Origin of the sequence: Pseudomonas sp. Tn43 (genome assembly GCF_014192635.1) — a bacterium.
In the GTDB taxonomy this organism is placed as follows: domain Bacteria; phylum Pseudomonadota; class Gammaproteobacteria; order Pseudomonadales; family Pseudomonadaceae; genus Aquipseudomonas.
The window spans coordinates 25,193-39,381 of record NZ_JACHYG010000004.1; the positions used below are offsets into that span (position 1 = coordinate 25,193).

Annotated in this window: 15 protein-coding genes; 12 read left to right on the top strand and 3 right to left on the bottom strand. The window is 58.4% G+C overall.

The window, feature by feature from the left end:
* Positions 1-146 precede the first annotated feature (146 nt).
* The gene (locus FHW68_RS11805; protein ID WP_095632692.1) at positions 147-452 is read right to left on the bottom strand and encodes a hypothetical protein; all 306 of its coding nucleotides are present in this window, start codon (positions 450-452) and stop codon (positions 147-149) included.
* A gap of 208 nt (positions 453-660) precedes the next feature.
* Here FHW68_RS11805 and FHW68_RS11810 point away from each other — a divergent pair, with 208 nt between their 5' ends.
* The 3 genes from FHW68_RS11810 (at position 661) to FHW68_RS11820 (ending at position 4,308) form a co-directional block, all read left to right on the top strand.
* Positions 661-1,719 carry a PA0069 family radical SAM protein gene (locus tag FHW68_RS11810; RefSeq protein WP_183680512.1) on the top strand — a complete coding sequence of 353 codons (1,059 nt, stop codon included), beginning with the start codon at positions 661-663 and terminating at the stop codon, positions 1,717-1,719.
* Between the two features lie 243 nt (positions 1,720-1,962).
* Positions 1,963-2,694 carry a carbonic anhydrase gene (locus FHW68_RS11815; protein ID WP_095632694.1) on the top strand — a complete coding sequence of 244 codons (732 nt, stop codon included), beginning with the start codon at positions 1,963-1,965 and terminating at the stop codon, positions 2,692-2,694.
* Positions 2,695-2,778: 84 nt separating this feature from the next.
* Positions 2,779-4,308 (top strand): SulP family inorganic anion transporter, encoded by a 1,530-nt coding sequence (locus FHW68_RS11820; RefSeq protein ID WP_095632695.1) that lies wholly within the window; start codon positions 2,779-2,781, stop codon positions 4,306-4,308.
* A 122-nt stretch (positions 4,309-4,430) separates the two neighbouring features.
* Here FHW68_RS11820 and FHW68_RS11825 read toward each other — a convergent pair whose 3' ends face one another.
* The gene (locus tag FHW68_RS11825) at positions 4,431-5,081 is read right to left on the bottom strand and encodes a hypothetical protein (RefSeq protein WP_095632696.1); all 651 of its coding nucleotides are present in this window, start codon (positions 5,079-5,081) and stop codon (positions 4,431-4,433) included.
* 370 nt (positions 5,082-5,451) lie between these two features.
* Here FHW68_RS11825 and coxB point away from each other — a divergent pair, with 370 nt between their 5' ends.
* The 4 genes from coxB (at position 5,452) to FHW68_RS11845 (ending at position 9,910) form a co-directional block, all read left to right on the top strand.
* Positions 5,452-6,579, top strand: a complete 1,128-nt coding sequence (coxB, locus tag FHW68_RS11830) for a cytochrome c oxidase subunit II (RefSeq protein ID WP_183680514.1) — start codon at positions 5,452-5,454, stop codon at positions 6,577-6,579.
* Between the two features lie 82 nt (positions 6,580-6,661).
* Positions 6,662-8,254, top strand: a complete 1,593-nt coding sequence (ctaD, locus tag FHW68_RS11835) for a cytochrome c oxidase subunit I (protein WP_095632698.1) — start codon at positions 6,662-6,664, stop codon at positions 8,252-8,254.
* Between the two features lie 177 nt (positions 8,255-8,431).
* Positions 8,432-8,989: a cytochrome c oxidase assembly protein gene (locus FHW68_RS11840; RefSeq protein WP_183680517.1), complete on the top strand. Its 558-nt coding sequence runs from the start codon at positions 8,432-8,434 to the stop codon at positions 8,987-8,989.
* A gap of 33 nt (positions 8,990-9,022) precedes the next feature.
* A complete protein-coding gene (locus tag FHW68_RS11845) occupies positions 9,023-9,910 on the top strand; it encodes a cytochrome c oxidase subunit 3 (RefSeq protein ID WP_095632701.1) in 888 nt (295 codons plus the stop codon).
* A 38-nt stretch (positions 9,911-9,948) separates the two neighbouring features.
* Here FHW68_RS11845 and FHW68_RS11850 read toward each other — a convergent pair whose 3' ends face one another.
* The gene (locus tag FHW68_RS11850) at positions 9,949-10,152 is read right to left on the bottom strand and encodes a twin transmembrane helix small protein (protein ID WP_095632702.1); all 204 of its coding nucleotides are present in this window, start codon (positions 10,150-10,152) and stop codon (positions 9,949-9,951) included.
* Between the two features lie 70 nt (positions 10,153-10,222).
* On the opposite strand from FHW68_RS11850, the gene FHW68_RS11855 reads away from it, so the two are divergent.
* The 5 genes from FHW68_RS11855 to FHW68_RS11875 are packed head-to-tail and all read left to right on the top strand — an operon-like array spanning position 10,223 to position 14,131.
* Positions 10,223-10,963 (top strand): SURF1 family protein, encoded by a 741-nt coding sequence (locus FHW68_RS11855; RefSeq protein ID WP_095632703.1) that lies wholly within the window; start codon positions 10,223-10,225, stop codon positions 10,961-10,963.
* On the top strand, positions 10,929-11,522 hold the full coding sequence (locus FHW68_RS11860; RefSeq protein ID WP_183680519.1) for a hypothetical protein: 594 nt from the start codon (positions 10,929-10,931) through the stop codon (positions 11,520-11,522). Before FHW68_RS11855 ends, FHW68_RS11860 begins: the two co-directional genes overlap by 35 nt.
* A 10-nt stretch (positions 11,523-11,532) precedes the next feature.
* Positions 11,533-12,612 (top strand): heme A synthase, encoded by a 1,080-nt coding sequence (locus FHW68_RS11865; RefSeq protein ID WP_095632705.1) that lies wholly within the window; start codon positions 11,533-11,535, stop codon positions 12,610-12,612.
* Positions 12,600-13,499, top strand: a complete 900-nt coding sequence (gene cyoE, locus FHW68_RS11870; RefSeq protein WP_095632706.1) for a heme o synthase — start codon at positions 12,600-12,602, stop codon at positions 13,497-13,499. Before FHW68_RS11865 ends, cyoE begins: the two co-directional genes overlap by 13 nt.
* Positions 13,496-14,131: an SCO family protein gene (locus FHW68_RS11875; protein WP_095632707.1), complete on the top strand. Its 636-nt coding sequence runs from the start codon at positions 13,496-13,498 to the stop codon at positions 14,129-14,131. The genes cyoE and FHW68_RS11875 overlap by 4 nt, the downstream gene beginning before the upstream one ends.
* Positions 14,132-14,189: the final 58 nt, after the last annotated feature.

Genomic DNA, 14,189 nt, shown 5'->3' on the forward strand with positions numbered 1-14,189 from the left:
CATTGCGCGCCGCAATGGAAGGCTTTGCTACTGCAGATGCGAGTCAAGAAGTAGTGTCCACATAACAACGTCACTTTATCAGTCTGCTGCGTCTGGGGTCCCCAAGCGCAGCAGACTTTTTACATTTTAATATCGAAGCTCAGCAATTATGGATTGGCGATACTCGCATAAGCTTTGGCCAGGGCCAGCAACTTTTCCTTATCGTCGGCATCGATATCACCGTCACCATCAACATCTTTATTGACATCTTCAAGACTAAAGGACATACCTCCATCATATGAGGATGCGATGATTATTTTGGAATCCAGCAATGCATGAGTGAGCTTGGAATTTTTAGCATCCCAACCCTCTTCCTTCAATGCGAACTGCATAGAGACGAGTACTTCATCCGGGTCAACGATAGTAGGACCAAGTTTCTGTAGAAAGATACCGCGATTATTAAAAAACGACATAGTTAATTCCTTTTAGTAAATATCCTGGGTTTATGTTTGCAGCGGATAAATATTACCGATACTTCCCATGTAACAACCACTCCTTATATGTGTCTCCCAGTTTCATAACTAAAGTTAGAATCACAGCCAACAAAAAAATGCCGAACGGCACTGGTCGAGCGAGCGTTAGCGCGATACTGTACATGCATACAGCCAACAGGATTCTCTCATGCACATGCCATTGCCACCTCGCGGCCGCGGCACCGCGACCAATCCGCACAACCGTTTTGCACCGAACCGCTCGGTGGCCGAGGATGATGGCTGGTATCAGGAAGCGCCAATCACCCAAGGCACTGAAGTGCGTATCGAGAAGGCTAAAACCATCATCACCCGCAACAACTCGCCCGACTTGCCCTTCGACCGCTCGATCAATCCGTACCGCGGCTGCGAGCATGGCTGTATTTATTGCTACGCCCGGCCCAGCCACGCCTATTGGGACATGTCGCCGGGACTGGATTTCGAAACCAGACTGATCGCCAAGACCAACGCCGCCGATGTGCTGGAAGAACAACTGTCCAAACGCGGCTATCAATGCGCGCCGATCAACCTTGGCTCAAATACCGATCCTTATCAGCCGATCGAGCGCGAACACAAAATCACCCGTAAAACCCTCGAAGTGCTGCTGCGTTACCGCCATCCGGTGACCATCATCACTAAAGGCTCGCTGATTCTGCGCGATCTGGACCTGCTGGCTGAACTTGCCGAGCAAAGGCTGGTGGCGGTAATGATCAGCCTGACCACGCTGGATGATGAACTCAAACGTATCCTCGAACCGCGCGCCGCAGCGCCCAAGGCACGGCTTCGGGCGATCCGGGTGATGCGCGAAGCGGGAATTCCGGTAGGCGTTTTGTGCTCCCCCATGATTCCGATGATCAACGACAGCGAACTCGAAAATCTGTTGACCGAAGCCCATGCGGCCGGCGCGCAAAGCGCGGCCTACATGATGTTGCGCCTGCCGCTGGAAGTGGCGCCGCTGTTCGAAGAGTGGCTGGCGGCCCACTATCCTCAGCGTGCAGCCCATGTGTTGAGCCTGATTCGGCAAAGCCGTGGGGGTGAGCTCTACGACAGCCGGTTCGGTGTCAGGATGCGCGGCGAAGGTCCGTTTGCCGACCTGCTCGCGCAACGCTTTGCCAAAACCATCAAACGCCTGGGACTCAATCGGCGGGAAGGTTTCAATCTGGATTGCGACCCCTTTTGTCCGCCGGGCCGCCAAATGTCGTTGATTTAAAGATAATTGGCCCTATGGTTGAGTAGTGAACACCACACCGCGTTCCACGTCGGTCACGTTTTTATGACCTGGAACACTCGTTCTAGAGCGCTTTATTCAGTTTGAGTTAAGTTTCAACGGCTACCTTGTTCATCGAGTGACTGACGGGTCTGGATTCTTGACCTGGATGTTTTTTAAACAGCCACTGGCTTCACACCGGACAAAACGGGAAAATTCCCCTGAATCCGCCAAAGAGGATGAATCATGAGTGACAAGGATAAACAGCCGATGGCTGTGTCGGCTTCAGCCCAACCCGAGGCGGAAACCGCCGATGCAGCGCTGCAGCATATCGTTGACGGCTTTTTGCACTTTCATCACGAGATCTTTCCGCAGCAGGAAGAACTCTTCAAAAAACTCGCCACGGCCCAACGGCCCCGGGCGATGTTCATCGCTTGCGCCGACTCGCGCATCGTTCCAGAACTGATTACCCAAAGCGCCCCCGGCGACCTGTTCGTGACCCGCAACGTCGGCAATGTCGTGCCACCTTATGGGCAAATGAATGGCGGTGTTTCCACGGCCATCGAATATGCGGTGCTGGCCCTCGGCGTTCAGCACATCATCATCTGTGGGCATTCCGACTGCGGTGCCATGCGCGCGGTGCTCAACCCGCAGAGCCTGGAAAAGATGCCGACGGTCAAAGCCTGGCTGCGTCATGCCGAAGTGGCGAAAACCATGGTCCAGGACAACTGCCATTGCAGGGATGAAAACGAGAGCATGCACATCCTCACCGAAGAGAATGTGATTGCTCAGTTGCAACATTTACGCACGCACCCATCAGTAGCTTCGCGCATGGCAAACGGTCAATTGTTTATCCATGGCTGGGTCTACAACATCGAAACCAGCGAAATCCAGGCTTACGATGCGGATCAGGGTTGTTTCCTGCCGCTCGATGGCAGCCATCCCATTCCGATGGCGACGCCCAAAGCGCGCTTCTAAATCCTCCTAAGTATGGTTTAGCCGAGGCTGCCGATCTGGCGGCACGGCTTTGCCACGCCTGAAAAAAACTCCGGGAGAGCCACAATGCGTGCCGCTCAATTAAAAGCTGTTCTGCCACGGGAGCTGCTGGCTTCGGTGGTTGTATTTCTGGTCGCCCTGCCCTTGTGCATGGGCATCGCCATCGCCTCGGGGCTACCGCCGGCCAAAGGCCTGATCACGGGCATCATCGGTGGGCTGGTAGTGGGCTGGCTGGCCGGTTCGCCGCTGCAAGTCAGCGGCCCGGCAGCGGGTCTGGCGGTATTGGTGTTCGAACTGGTGCGCCAGCACGGTATCGCGATGCTTGGGCCGATCCTGCTGTTGGCGGGTTTTCTGCAACTGGTGGCCGGGCGTTTGAAGCTCGGTTGCTGGTTTCGGGTCACCGCCCCCGCGGTGGTGTATGGCATGCTCGCCGGGATCGGGGTGTTGATCGTGCTGTCACAGGTGCATGTGATGCTCGATGCCGTGCCCAAGCCTTCGGGGCTGGATAATCTGGCAGCCTTCCCTGCTGCGGTGATTCAGGCTTTGCCGTCGTTTGGCTGGCAAGCGGGTTTGCTCGGGTTGTCGACCATTGCCGTGATGTGGCTGTGGGAAAAGTTTCGCCCGCACGCTCTGCGTTTCGTTCCGGGAGCATTACTGGGGGTCGGTCTGGCAACGATTGCCAGCCTGATGCTCGCATTGCAGGTCAAACGCGTGGAAGTCCCCGCTAACCTGGCGCAAGCCATCGACTGGCTACGCCCGGCAGACTTGCTCAATCTCGCAGACCCGGCCGTGCTGATCGCGGCCTTCGCCGTGGCCTTTATCGCCAGCGCCGAAACCCTGCTCTCGGCCGCTGCCGTGGACCGTATGCACAATGGCCAACGCTCGGATTTCGACCGTGAATTGTCGGCGCAAGGTGTGGGCAACATGCTCTGCGGGTTGCTCGGTGCGCTGCCGATGACCGGGGTGATCGTGCGCAGCTCGGCCAACGTTCAGGCCGGCGCCACTACCCGACTGTCGACGGTGTTTCATGGCCTGTGGTTGCTGGCGTTCGTGCTGCTGCTGTCGAGCGTGCTGCAAAGCATTCCGGTGGCAAGCCTGGCAGGCGTCCTGGTTTACACCGGCTTCAAACTGGTGGACCTCAAGGCTTTTCGCGGTCTGGGTCGTTATGGCCGGATGCCGATGTTCACCTACGCGGCGACCGCACTGGCAATCATCTTCACCGACCTGCTGACTGGTGTACTGATTGGCTTCGGCCTGACGCTGGCCAAATTGGCCTGGAAGGCTTCGCGCTTGAAAATCAGCCTGATCGATCTGCCGACGGACGGCGAGATGGAGCTGCGGCTGGTGGGGGCAGCGACCTTCCTCAAGGTACCGGCGCTGACCCAAGTGCTGGGAAGCATTCCGGCTGGCGCGACGGTGCATGTGCCGCTCAATAACCTGAGTTACATCGATCATTCGTGTCTTGAGTTGTTGGAAGAGTGGGGCCGGGCCAATGCGGCCAAGGGCTCGAAGCTGCTGATTGAAGCGCGGGGGTTGAAGCGCAGATTGGAAGGGCGTTTGCGTACCACCGCTGGCATTGGCTCAACGGCGGGTTGAAGCAAACCTCTGTAGGAGCGAGGCTTGCCCGCGAAGCTTTTGGCGTACTCGAGGACGCCTTCGCGGGCAAGCCTCGCTCCTACAGAGGGCAAGTCTCGTTCGTACAAGGGTTACACAGTCAGTTACGCCGCTGGCTGATCCAGTTCCAGGCCCACGCCCAATTGGCGCGACAGGCATGGCCAGCGCTTCCACGCGGCGCCGGTGTCCGGGCTGTTGAGTTTCTCGCGGTAGGCTTCTACCGACTCCAGCGCAAAACTTTCATCGTTTAGCATCTCGTCCACAGCGTGATGCACCGCCTCATCCAGTTGATTGGCAAATTCTTCGCCGATCAGTTGGTGGGCAATCAGATTGGCAACCGTCATGTCCAACGGGATCAAAGGCTGGCCAAAATGCTTGATATACAGATCGTTGACCTCTTCGACCAACCGATGCGCCAGATAGGCTTCGTCCAGCAGGCTGTCCAGGCCGATGTGACCGGCCATGATTGCCGGTGGCTGGACGAAGAACTGCTCAGCGATTTTCAGCACCGGCTTGATCTGCGATTCGATGCCCGCTTCCCTGGCGACTTCATTGGCTGCGTCCAGCAGGTCCGGTACTTGTTCTATATACGCGGCTACAAAACGGGTCATCACGCCCTTGGCATCGACCTCCGGCAATTGGATGGCGGAGTGAAGGTGCGGCAATTGGGTTTCCAGTTGTCGAGTTAACAGGCCAGTCTCGGCCTCGTGTTGTTGGGCTTTTTGGATCTGCTCGCGCAATGCGGCGGTGTTCATGAAAACTCCAGGAAACAAGGCAATGAAATAGGGAAGACATAACTTAGCTGGCTTATTAAAAAGCCTAAGACGCATTTGTCATAATTATTTCATCCTTGAGACGTCTACGTTATATCGATTTGCCACCATTCGTCTGCATCCTTCTCCATTCGTGACATGGAGCGCAAGTCCAACCTGTTTCAGACGAATTACGTCATCGCATTGCGAGGTCGCAGTCGCTGTCTATACTCGGATCTGAATGGAGTTAGCTGATGACGCCCGACTGCATATGCAGCAAGGCTTGGCGATTCAAGTTCGTAGTCTGAAAAAGCCGCTCCCTTGCCGCAGGTGAAAGCCGGCGGGATAAAAAGAACTATAAGGGGAACCCGCAATGATGCGACATCCACATGTCTGGATGGGCCTCCTGTTGTGGTCGATTTTCAGTCAGGCGCAAGCGGCCTGGACTGTGAATATGGCGCCTGGAGCGACTGAAATCAGTCACGCAGTATTCGACCTGCACATGATCATTTTCTGGATCTGTGTGGTAATCGGCATCATCGTCTTCGGCGTCATGTTCTGGTCGATGATGGTCCATCGTCGCTCGACCGGGCAGGTGGCCGCCAAATTTCATGAAAACACTACCGTTGAAGTTATATGGACCATCGTGCCCCTGCTCATTCTGGTGGCCATGGCGGTTCCCGCGACCGCCACGCTGATCCAGATGTATGACAACACGGAGCCGGATATCGATATCCAGGTCACCGGTTATCAGTGGAAGTGGCACTACAAATACCTGGGGCAGGACGTCGAATTCTTCAGCAACCTGACCACTCCCGCCGAGCAGATCCAGAACAAGGAAACCAAGGGCGAGCATTACCTGCTGGAAGTCGACAAGCCACTGGTGCTGCCGATCGGCGCCAAGGTGCGCTTTCTGGTGACTTCGGCCGACGTCATCCACTCCTGGTGGGTGCCGGCTTTCGCGGTCAAGCGCGATGCTATCCCGGGATTCGTCAATGAATCCTGGACCCGTGTCGAAAAGCCCGGCATCTACCGTGGCCAATGCGCCGAACTGTGCGGCAAGGATCACGGCTTCATGCCGATCGTGGTCGAGGTCAAGGAAAAGGCCGATTACGAAACCTGGCTGGGCGAGCGCAAGGCGGAAGCTGCGCAACTCAAAGAGTTGACCAGCAAGGAATGGACCCTGGACGAACTCAAGGAGCGCGGTGACAAGGTCTATCACACCAGCTGTGTGGCCTGTCACCAGGCTGAAGGCCAGGGCCTGCCGCCGATGTTCCCGGCACTCAAGGGCTCGAAAATCGCCACCGGGCCGATCAAGGATCACCTGAACATTGTCTTCCACGGCAAGCCCGGCACCTCCATGGCGGCGTTCGGCAAGCAGCTGTCGGAAGTCGATATCGCAGCGGTCGTGACCTACGAACGTAACGCCTGGGGCAACAACAAAGGCGACATGGTCACCCCTAAAGAAGTGCTGGAGCTGAAACAGGCGGAAAGCAAATGATCCGGTCTATTGCGTGCGTAAGGAACCGCTCGGGGCATGACGCCCCGTTCCGCCCAGCCCATCCGTTTGCAGGAGACAGGACATGACAGTTGTAGTCGATGACCATGTTCATACCGGCACCGCCCACGCCCACGGCCCCGCCAAAGGCCTGATGCGCTGGGTGCTGACCACCAACCACAAGGATATCGGCACGCTGTACCTGTGGTTTGCATTCTCCATGTTCCTGCTGGGCGGCTCGTTCGCCATGGTAATCCGTGCCGAACTGTTCCAGCCGGGGCTGCAAATCGTCCAGCCGGAATTCTTCAACCAGATGACCACCATGCACGGTCTGGTGATGGTATTCGGTGCGGTGATGCCGGCATTCGTCGGCCTCGCCAACTGGATGATCCCGTTGATGGTCGGTGCGCCGGACATGGCGTTGCCGCGAATGAACAACTTCAGTTTCTGGTTGTTGCCGGCAGCATTCCTGCTACTGGTATCGACCCTCTTCACCCCCGGCGGCGGGCCGAACTTCGGCTGGACCTTCTATGCCCCGTTGTCGACGACCTACGCGCCGGAAAGCGTGACGTTTTTCATCTTCGCCATCCACTTGATGGGGATCAGTTCGATCATGGGGGCGATCAACGTGATCGCGACCATCCTCAACCTGCGCGCCCCCGGCATGACATTGATGAAAATGCCGTTGTTCGTCTGGACCTGGCTGATCACCGCATTCCTGCTGATTGCAGTGATGCCCGTGCTGGCCGGTTGCGTGACCATGATGCTGATGGACATCCACTTCGGCACCAGTTTCTTCAGTGCCGCCGGTGGCGGAGACCCGGTGTTGTTCCAGCATGTGTTCTGGTTCTTCGGTCACCCCGAGGTGTACATCATGATCCTGCCGGCCTTCGGTGCCGTCAGCTCGATCATTCCGGCCTTTTCGCGCAAGCCATTGTTCGGCTACACCTCGATGGTCTATGCCACGGCGAGTATTGCGTTCCTGTCGTTCATCGTCTGGGCGCACCACATGTTCGTGGTCGGCATTCCGCTGGTGGGCGAGTTGTTCTTCATGTACGCCACGCTGCTGATCGCGGTGCCCACCGGAGTCAAGGTGTTCAACTGGGCCAGCACTATGTGGCAAGGCTCGCTGACCTTTGAAACGCCGATGCTGTTCGCCGTGGCGTTCGTCATCCTGTTCTCCATCGGCGGGTTCTCCGGGTTGATGCTGGCCATCGCCCCGGCGGACTTCCAGTACCAGGACACCTATTTCGTGGTCGCGCACTTCCATTATGTGCTGGTGCCGGGGGCCATCTTCGGGATCTTCGCCTCGGCCTACTACTGGCTGCCAAAATGGACCGGCCATATGTACGACGAAACCCTCGGCAAGCTGCACTTCTGGCTCTCGTTCATCGGCATGAACCTGGCGTTCTTCCCGATGCACTTCGTGGGCCTGGCGGGCATGCCGCGGCGGATTCCGGACTACAACCTGCAATTCGCCGACTTCAACATGGTGTCGTCGGTCGGTGCGTTCATGTTTGGGGCCACGCAGATCTTCTTCCTGTTCATCGTGATCAAGACCATCCGTGGCGGTGAGCCGGCACCGGCCAAACCGTGGGATGGCGCCGAAGGCCTGGAGTGGAGCATTCCGTCGCCGGCGCCGTATCACACCTTCACCACGCCGCCGGAAGTGAAATGAAACGCTTCGGCCTTGTGGGCGCTTGCCCGTGGCGAGGGGGCTTGCCCCCGTTTGAGTGCGTAGCACTCACAAAATCCTGGAACATCAGAGATGTTGGGGCTGCTTCGCAGCCCAACGGGGGCAAGCCCCCTCGCCACAGGCCCGCTCCCACAGAGATCCCGGTAGAGGTTGAGCGCCATGGCTGATTCGATTTCGACGAAGAAACTGGTCACCCGCCTGTTGCTGGTGGTGGTAGCGATGTTTGTCTTCGGTTTTGCCCTGGTGCCGATCTACGACGTGATGTGCCAGGCGTTCGGCATCAATGGCAAAACTTCCGGGCAGTATGAAGGCGAGCAAACGGTCGACGTTTCGCGGCAGGTTCGCGTGCAGTTTCTGTCGACCAACGCCGCCGACATGGCCTGGGACTTCTACCCCAAGGGCGATGAACTGGTCGCGCACCCCGGGGCGGTGAACGAGATGATTTTTATCGCCCATAACCCCACTGATCGCCCGATGAGCGCTCAGGCAGTACCGAGCATCGCGCCCAGCAACGCAGCGGCGTACTTCCACAAAACCGAATGTTTCTGCTTTACCCAGCAAGTGCTGCAGCCCGGTCAGCGAATCGAGATGCCAGTACGGTTCATTGTTGACCGCGACATGCCCAAGGAAGTGAAGCACCTGACGCTGTCTTACACGCTGTTCGATATCACCGCACGTCATCCGCCCGAGGCTGTTGCAGCAAGCACCGGCGGCTAGACGTTAAAGCGTGCCCGATAAGGAGAACAATAAATGGCAACTCATGAACATTATTACGTTCCGGCCCAGAGCAAATGGCCGATTATCGCCACGGTCGGTATGTTCGTTACGGTGTTCGGCCTGGGCACCTGGTTCAACGACCTGAAGGCTGCGCGGCCGGAATCCAACGGCCCGCTGATCTTTTTCGTCGGCAGCCTGCTGCTGGCCTACATGCTGTTCGGCTGGTTCGGTACGGTAATCAAGGAAAGTCGCGCAGGGTTGTACAGCGCACAGATGGACCGCTCGTTCCGCTGGGGCATGAGCTGGTTCATTTTCTCGGAGGTAATGTTCTTCATCGCCTTTTTCGGTGCGCTGTTTTATGTGCGCAACATCACGGGCCCGGCACTGGGCGGTGAAGGCACCAAAGGCCTTGCTCACATGCTGTGGCCGACGTTTGAATTCACCTGGCCGCTGCTGAACAACCCGGACCCGAAACTTTTTCCACCCCCCAAGGAAGTCATCAGCCCCTGGGGCCTGCCGCTACTCAATACCGTGCTGCTGGTGAGTTCCAGCGTCACCGTGACCATTGCCCACCACGCCTTGAAAAAAGGCCACCGCGGCGCACTGAAAATCTGGCTCGCGCTGACCGTGCTGCTCGGCTGCGCGTTCCTCGGCTTCCAGGCCGAAGAATACCTGCACGCCTACCATGAGCTGGGCCTGACTCTGGGTTCGGGCATCTATGGCGCGACCTTCTTCATGCTCACCGGTTTCCACGGCGCCCACGTGACCATCGGCACGATCATTCTGTTCGTGATGCTGATGCGGATCATGCGCGGGCACTTCGATGCCGACCATCAATTCGCCTTCGAGGCGGCGAGCTGGTACTGGCACTTCGTGGACGTGGTGTGGATCGGTCTGTTCGTTTTCGTCTATGTGCTTTAAGGCAGCTACAAGCCTTGAAGCTGCACGCTTCGTGCACCTTACCAAGGCACGTGAGACACCAACTGGCCACTGAAAAACCCCCAGGCGATCAAGCCAATAGTGGTGGCGGCCAGCGCAACACGAATACTCAAGGCGATGACCAGGCGATTGGAGTGGCTGTCGTCCTTGACCAGAAAAAACAGGCCGCTGAACAGGCTGACAACCGTGGCAATCAGCATCAGGACGATGGCTGCTTTGAGCATGGTGACACTCCGGGGGACAGGCGATGCATTTGAGTATAGCTATCGCGATGACCGACTTTCTGGCGACGCCATGAAACGCTTCCGGCCGGGCCTCGTGCCGACCCTGGTGGTCGCGATGCTGCTGCCTTTGCTGGTGTCACTGGGGTTCTGGCAGTTGAGCCGGGGCGCGGAGAAAAGTGCGTTGCTGCAAAATTACACCGAGCGCCGGGCAGCCGAACCGATGGCCAGCACTGACCTGCAACACACCGAAGATCCTGCCTTCCGTCGGGTTCGCCTGCACGGCCAGTTCGATGCCGAACACAGCCTGTTGCTGGACAACCGTCAGCGCGATGGCAAGGTCGGGGTCGAGCTGCTGCAACCGTTTCAGGACCGGGCAACCGGGCTCTGGCTGCTGGTCAATCGCGGCTGGTTGCCGTGGCCGGATCGACGCATACCGCCGCAATTTACGACTCCGACTCAGGCATTGAGCCTCGACGCCTGGGTCTACGTCCCCCCCGGCGCAACGTTCCAGTTGCACGCCGACCCAGACACCACGGCCTGGCCACAACTGGTCACCGCCATTGAACCGGCCAGGCTCTGGGCGGCGCTTGACCGTGACGGCTACGCCTACGAATTACGCGCGCAAAGCGGTCCAGCGACCTACCAGGCCGATTGGCCGGTGGTGGCCATGGGGCCGGAAAAACACTTGGCTTATGCCGTGCAGTGGTTCGCCCTGTCGATAGCCCTGCTCGGCCTTTACCTCTATCTCGGCTGGCACAACGCAAAGGAGAACAATAATGGGAGCGGCCATGAATCCACCCGGCATGTCTGAGGCGAAAGCACCGGTTAATCGGCGGCGCGGGCGTTTGCAGTTGTTACTGATCCTGTTGGGCGTGGTGGGTCCGATGATCCTCGCCACCGGCATGTACAAATTGCAGTTCTGGGTGCCGGAGGGCCGCAGTTATCACGGCGAACTGATCGGCAACGGCCAGACCCGCGCCGACATCGGCGTAACGGCCCAAGAAAACCGCTGGCAATTACTGGTAACAGCGCCCAAGGACTGTTCGGTGGACTGCCAGCAACTGGTGTATCTGGCACGCCAGATCCAGATCGGCCTCGGTCGCGATGCCTCCCGCGCCAGCCATGCGCTGGCTATCGCACAGCCGCTGAACAGCGATTACGAGACTAAACTTCAACGTGAGTACCCACAGCTGCAACGGTATTCCCTGGACCCGCCGACCTACATCAAAGGCGCTCGCAGCAATGACATGCCGCACCTGTGGATCATCGACCCTCACGGCAACCTGGTGCTGCGCTACGACCCGACGGTGAAGGGCAAGGACCTGCTCAACGACCTGCGCCATTTGCTGAAACTGTCGAACATCGGATAAGGGCATCGTCATGGCCAAACCTGGATTTCGCCTCGCGCTGTTTGCCACCTTGCTGGCACTGATTGTGGTGTTGCTCGGTGCCTACACCCGCCTGACTCACGCTGGCCTTGGCTGTCCGGACTGGCCCGGCTGCTACAGCTTTATCAGCGTGCCGAACAGCGAAGCCCAACTGGCCCATGCCGAACTGCATTTTCCCGACGCGCCGGTGGAAGCCGACAAAGGCTGGAACGAGATGCTTCATCGCTACTTCGCCGGCACATTGGGGCTGCTGATCGCGGTGCTGGCGGGCCGCGCCTGGACCCATCGTCATCACCCGGGGCAGCCAGTGAAATTACCGTTGTTTGTGCTGGCGGTGGTGTTGGCCCAAGCGGCGTTCGGCATGTGGACAGTGACGCTCAAGCTCTGGCCGCAAGTCGTCACCGTGCATTTGCTCGGCGGCTTTGCAACCCTGAGCCTGTTGTTTCTGCTGACCTTGCGCCTGTCCGGCGTGTTGCCGGCGCTGACCGTGCCTCGACGTTTGCAGCACTGGGCAACCGCCGGCTTGTTGCTGGTGATTCTGCAAATTGCCCTTGGCGGCTGGGTCAGCTCCAATTACGCGGCAGTGGCCTGCATCGATTTTCCGACTTGCCACGGGCAATGGCTACCACCGACAGATTTCGCCAACGGCTTTCACCTGACCCAACACATCGGCCCCAATTACCTGGGCGGGCAACTGGACAGCGATGCCCGCACCGCGATTCACCTGACGCACCGCATCGGCGCATTGCTGGTCACTCTCGTGCTGCTCGGCCTGGCCTGGCAACTGAAGGTCGTCGGCATGACACGCCTGGCCGCCATGGTGCTGATCGCCCTGGCCGCACAAATCACCCTGGGCATCAGCAATGTGGTGTTCCACTTGCCGCTGCCGGTGGCCGTCGCCCACAACGCCGGCGGTGCAGCGCTGTTGCTGACGATGGTGCTGGTCAATTATCACGCGCGAACCAGCCTGGTTCGGGTCAAGCATCAGCCCCCAGTACGCTGGCGTCTCAGCCTGCGTAAACACTCGGCCGGGCCCATAACAATAAAAGGAGAGATGCCATGGCGACTCTGATCGGCGAACGTCACCGTCAGGCAATCTGGCGCGATTACCTGGAGCTGACCAAGCCGAAAGTAGTGGTGCTGATGCTCATCACTTCGCTGGTCGGCATGTTTCTCGCAACCCGTGCCGGGGTGCCTTGGACGGTGCTGGTGTTCGGCAATCTGGGGATTGCCTTGTGTGCCGGCGGTGCGGCGGCGGTCAACCATGTAGTGGACCGGCGCATCGACGCCGTCATGGCCCGGACCCACAAGCGGCCCTTGGCCGAAGGCCGGGTTTCTCCAACCGCTGCGCTGACGTTCGCGCTGGTGCTGGCAGTGCTCGGCCAAGCTCTGCTGCTGACTTTCACCAACCCGTTGACGGCATGGCTGACCCTCGCCTCCTTACTCGGTTATGCCGTGGTGTACACCGGCTTCCTGAAACGCGCGACGCCGCAAAACATCGTTATTGGCGGCCTCGCTGGTGCCGCCCCGCCGCTGCTCGGCTGGACCGCCGCCACCGGTCATGTCACTGCCGAACCGTTGTTGCTGGTGTTGATTATCTTCGCCTGGACTCCGCCGCATTTCTGGGCGCTGGCGATTCACCGCAAAGAGGAATACGCCAAGGCTGACATTCCGATGCTGCCGGTGACCCATGGCGAGCACTACACCAAAGTCCACATCCTGCTTTATACCTTTGCGCTGCTAGCCGTCAGCCTGATGCCCTACGTGATCCACATGAGCGGCGTGCTCTACCTGATTTGCGCCCTCCTGTTGGGCGCGAGGTTTCTGCAATGGGCCGTGGTGCTGTACCGTGGCACTCAGCCGCACGCGGCGATCAACACGTTCAAGTACTCTATTTACTACTTGTTCCTGCTGTTTATCGCGCTGCTCATAGACCACTACTTACTGTTGAACCTATGACTCGAACCCAGAAAACCGTCTTCATTCTCGTCGCCTTGATCGCGCTGATCCTGGGCCTGACCATCAACAAAGTACTGACCGGAAAAAACCAGGGAGACCCGACGGCACTGATCGATGCAGGGATCATCCTGTTGCCCCAAAGCCGTAACCTGCCGGACGTGAAGATGACCGATCAGGACGGTCAGCCGGTGGCGGTCAACGAGCTGAAAGGCAAGTGGAGTGTGCTGTTCTTCGGCTACACCTTCTGCCCGGACATCTGCCCGACTACGCTCGCCCAACTGCGGCAGATCAAGAGCGAACTGCCGGCAGATGCTGTGGACAAGTTGCAGGTCGTTTTGGTCAGCGTCGACCCGAATCGCGATACGCCCAAGCAACTCAAGCAATACCTGGGCTACTTCGATCCACAGTTCATCGGGCTGACCGCATCCTCGGTCGAAGACCTTCAGAAGCTGGCCAATGCGGTGAGCATTCCGTTCATTCCGGCGGACACCAGTAAGCCGAACTACACCGTCGACCACAGCGGCAACCTGGCGGTGATCGGGCCGGACGGGACTCAACGCGGGTTCATTCGTGCACCGTTGAACAACCAGAAACTGGTGACGCAGTTGCCGGTGATGCTTAAGCGCGAATAACCAACACCACCCTCTCCAGGAGCCAGGCTTGGTGTTTCAGGCATAAAAAAACGGGGAC

What these genes read in the sequence shown, in the direction of transcription:
- cyoE (WP_095632706.1), top strand. Translation starts at nt 12,600, where the DNA reads ATGGCGACTCTGATCGGCGAACGTCACCGTCAGGCAATCTGGCGCGAT.
- FHW68_RS11825 (WP_095632696.1), bottom strand. Translation starts at nt 5,081, where the DNA reads ATGAACACCGCCGCATTGCGCGAGCAGATCCAAAAAGCCCAACAACAC.
- FHW68_RS11855 (WP_095632703.1), top strand. Translation starts at nt 10,223, where the DNA reads ATGAAACGCTTCCGGCCGGGCCTCGTGCCGACCCTGGTGGTCGCGATG.
- FHW68_RS11860 (WP_183680519.1), top strand. Translation starts at nt 10,929, where the DNA reads ATGGGAGCGGCCATGAATCCACCCGGCATGTCTGAGGCGAAAGCACCG.
- FHW68_RS11815 (WP_095632694.1), top strand. Translation starts at nt 1,963, where the DNA reads ATGAGTGACAAGGATAAACAGCCGATGGCTGTGTCGGCTTCAGCCCAA.
- FHW68_RS11840 (WP_183680517.1), top strand. Translation starts at nt 8,432, where the DNA reads ATGGCTGATTCGATTTCGACGAAGAAACTGGTCACCCGCCTGTTGCTG.
- FHW68_RS11875 (WP_095632707.1), top strand. Translation starts at nt 13,496, where the DNA reads ATGACTCGAACCCAGAAAACCGTCTTCATTCTCGTCGCCTTGATCGCG.
- FHW68_RS11845 (WP_095632701.1), top strand. Translation starts at nt 9,023, where the DNA reads ATGGCAACTCATGAACATTATTACGTTCCGGCCCAGAGCAAATGGCCG.
- coxB (WP_183680514.1), top strand. Translation starts at nt 5,452, where the DNA reads ATGATGCGACATCCACATGTCTGGATGGGCCTCCTGTTGTGGTCGATT.
- FHW68_RS11850 (WP_095632702.1), bottom strand. Translation starts at nt 10,152, where the DNA reads ATGCTCAAAGCAGCCATCGTCCTGATGCTGATTGCCACGGTTGTCAGC.
- FHW68_RS11805 (WP_095632692.1), bottom strand. Translation starts at nt 452, where the DNA reads ATGTCGTTTTTTAATAATCGCGGTATCTTTCTACAGAAACTTGGTCCT.
- ctaD (WP_095632698.1), top strand. Translation starts at nt 6,662, where the DNA reads ATGACAGTTGTAGTCGATGACCATGTTCATACCGGCACCGCCCACGCC.
- FHW68_RS11820 (WP_095632695.1), top strand. Translation starts at nt 2,779, where the DNA reads ATGCGTGCCGCTCAATTAAAAGCTGTTCTGCCACGGGAGCTGCTGGCT.
- FHW68_RS11865 (WP_095632705.1), top strand. Translation starts at nt 11,533, where the DNA reads ATGGCCAAACCTGGATTTCGCCTCGCGCTGTTTGCCACCTTGCTGGCA.
- FHW68_RS11810 (WP_183680512.1), top strand. Translation starts at nt 661, where the DNA reads ATGCACATGCCATTGCCACCTCGCGGCCGCGGCACCGCGACCAATCCG.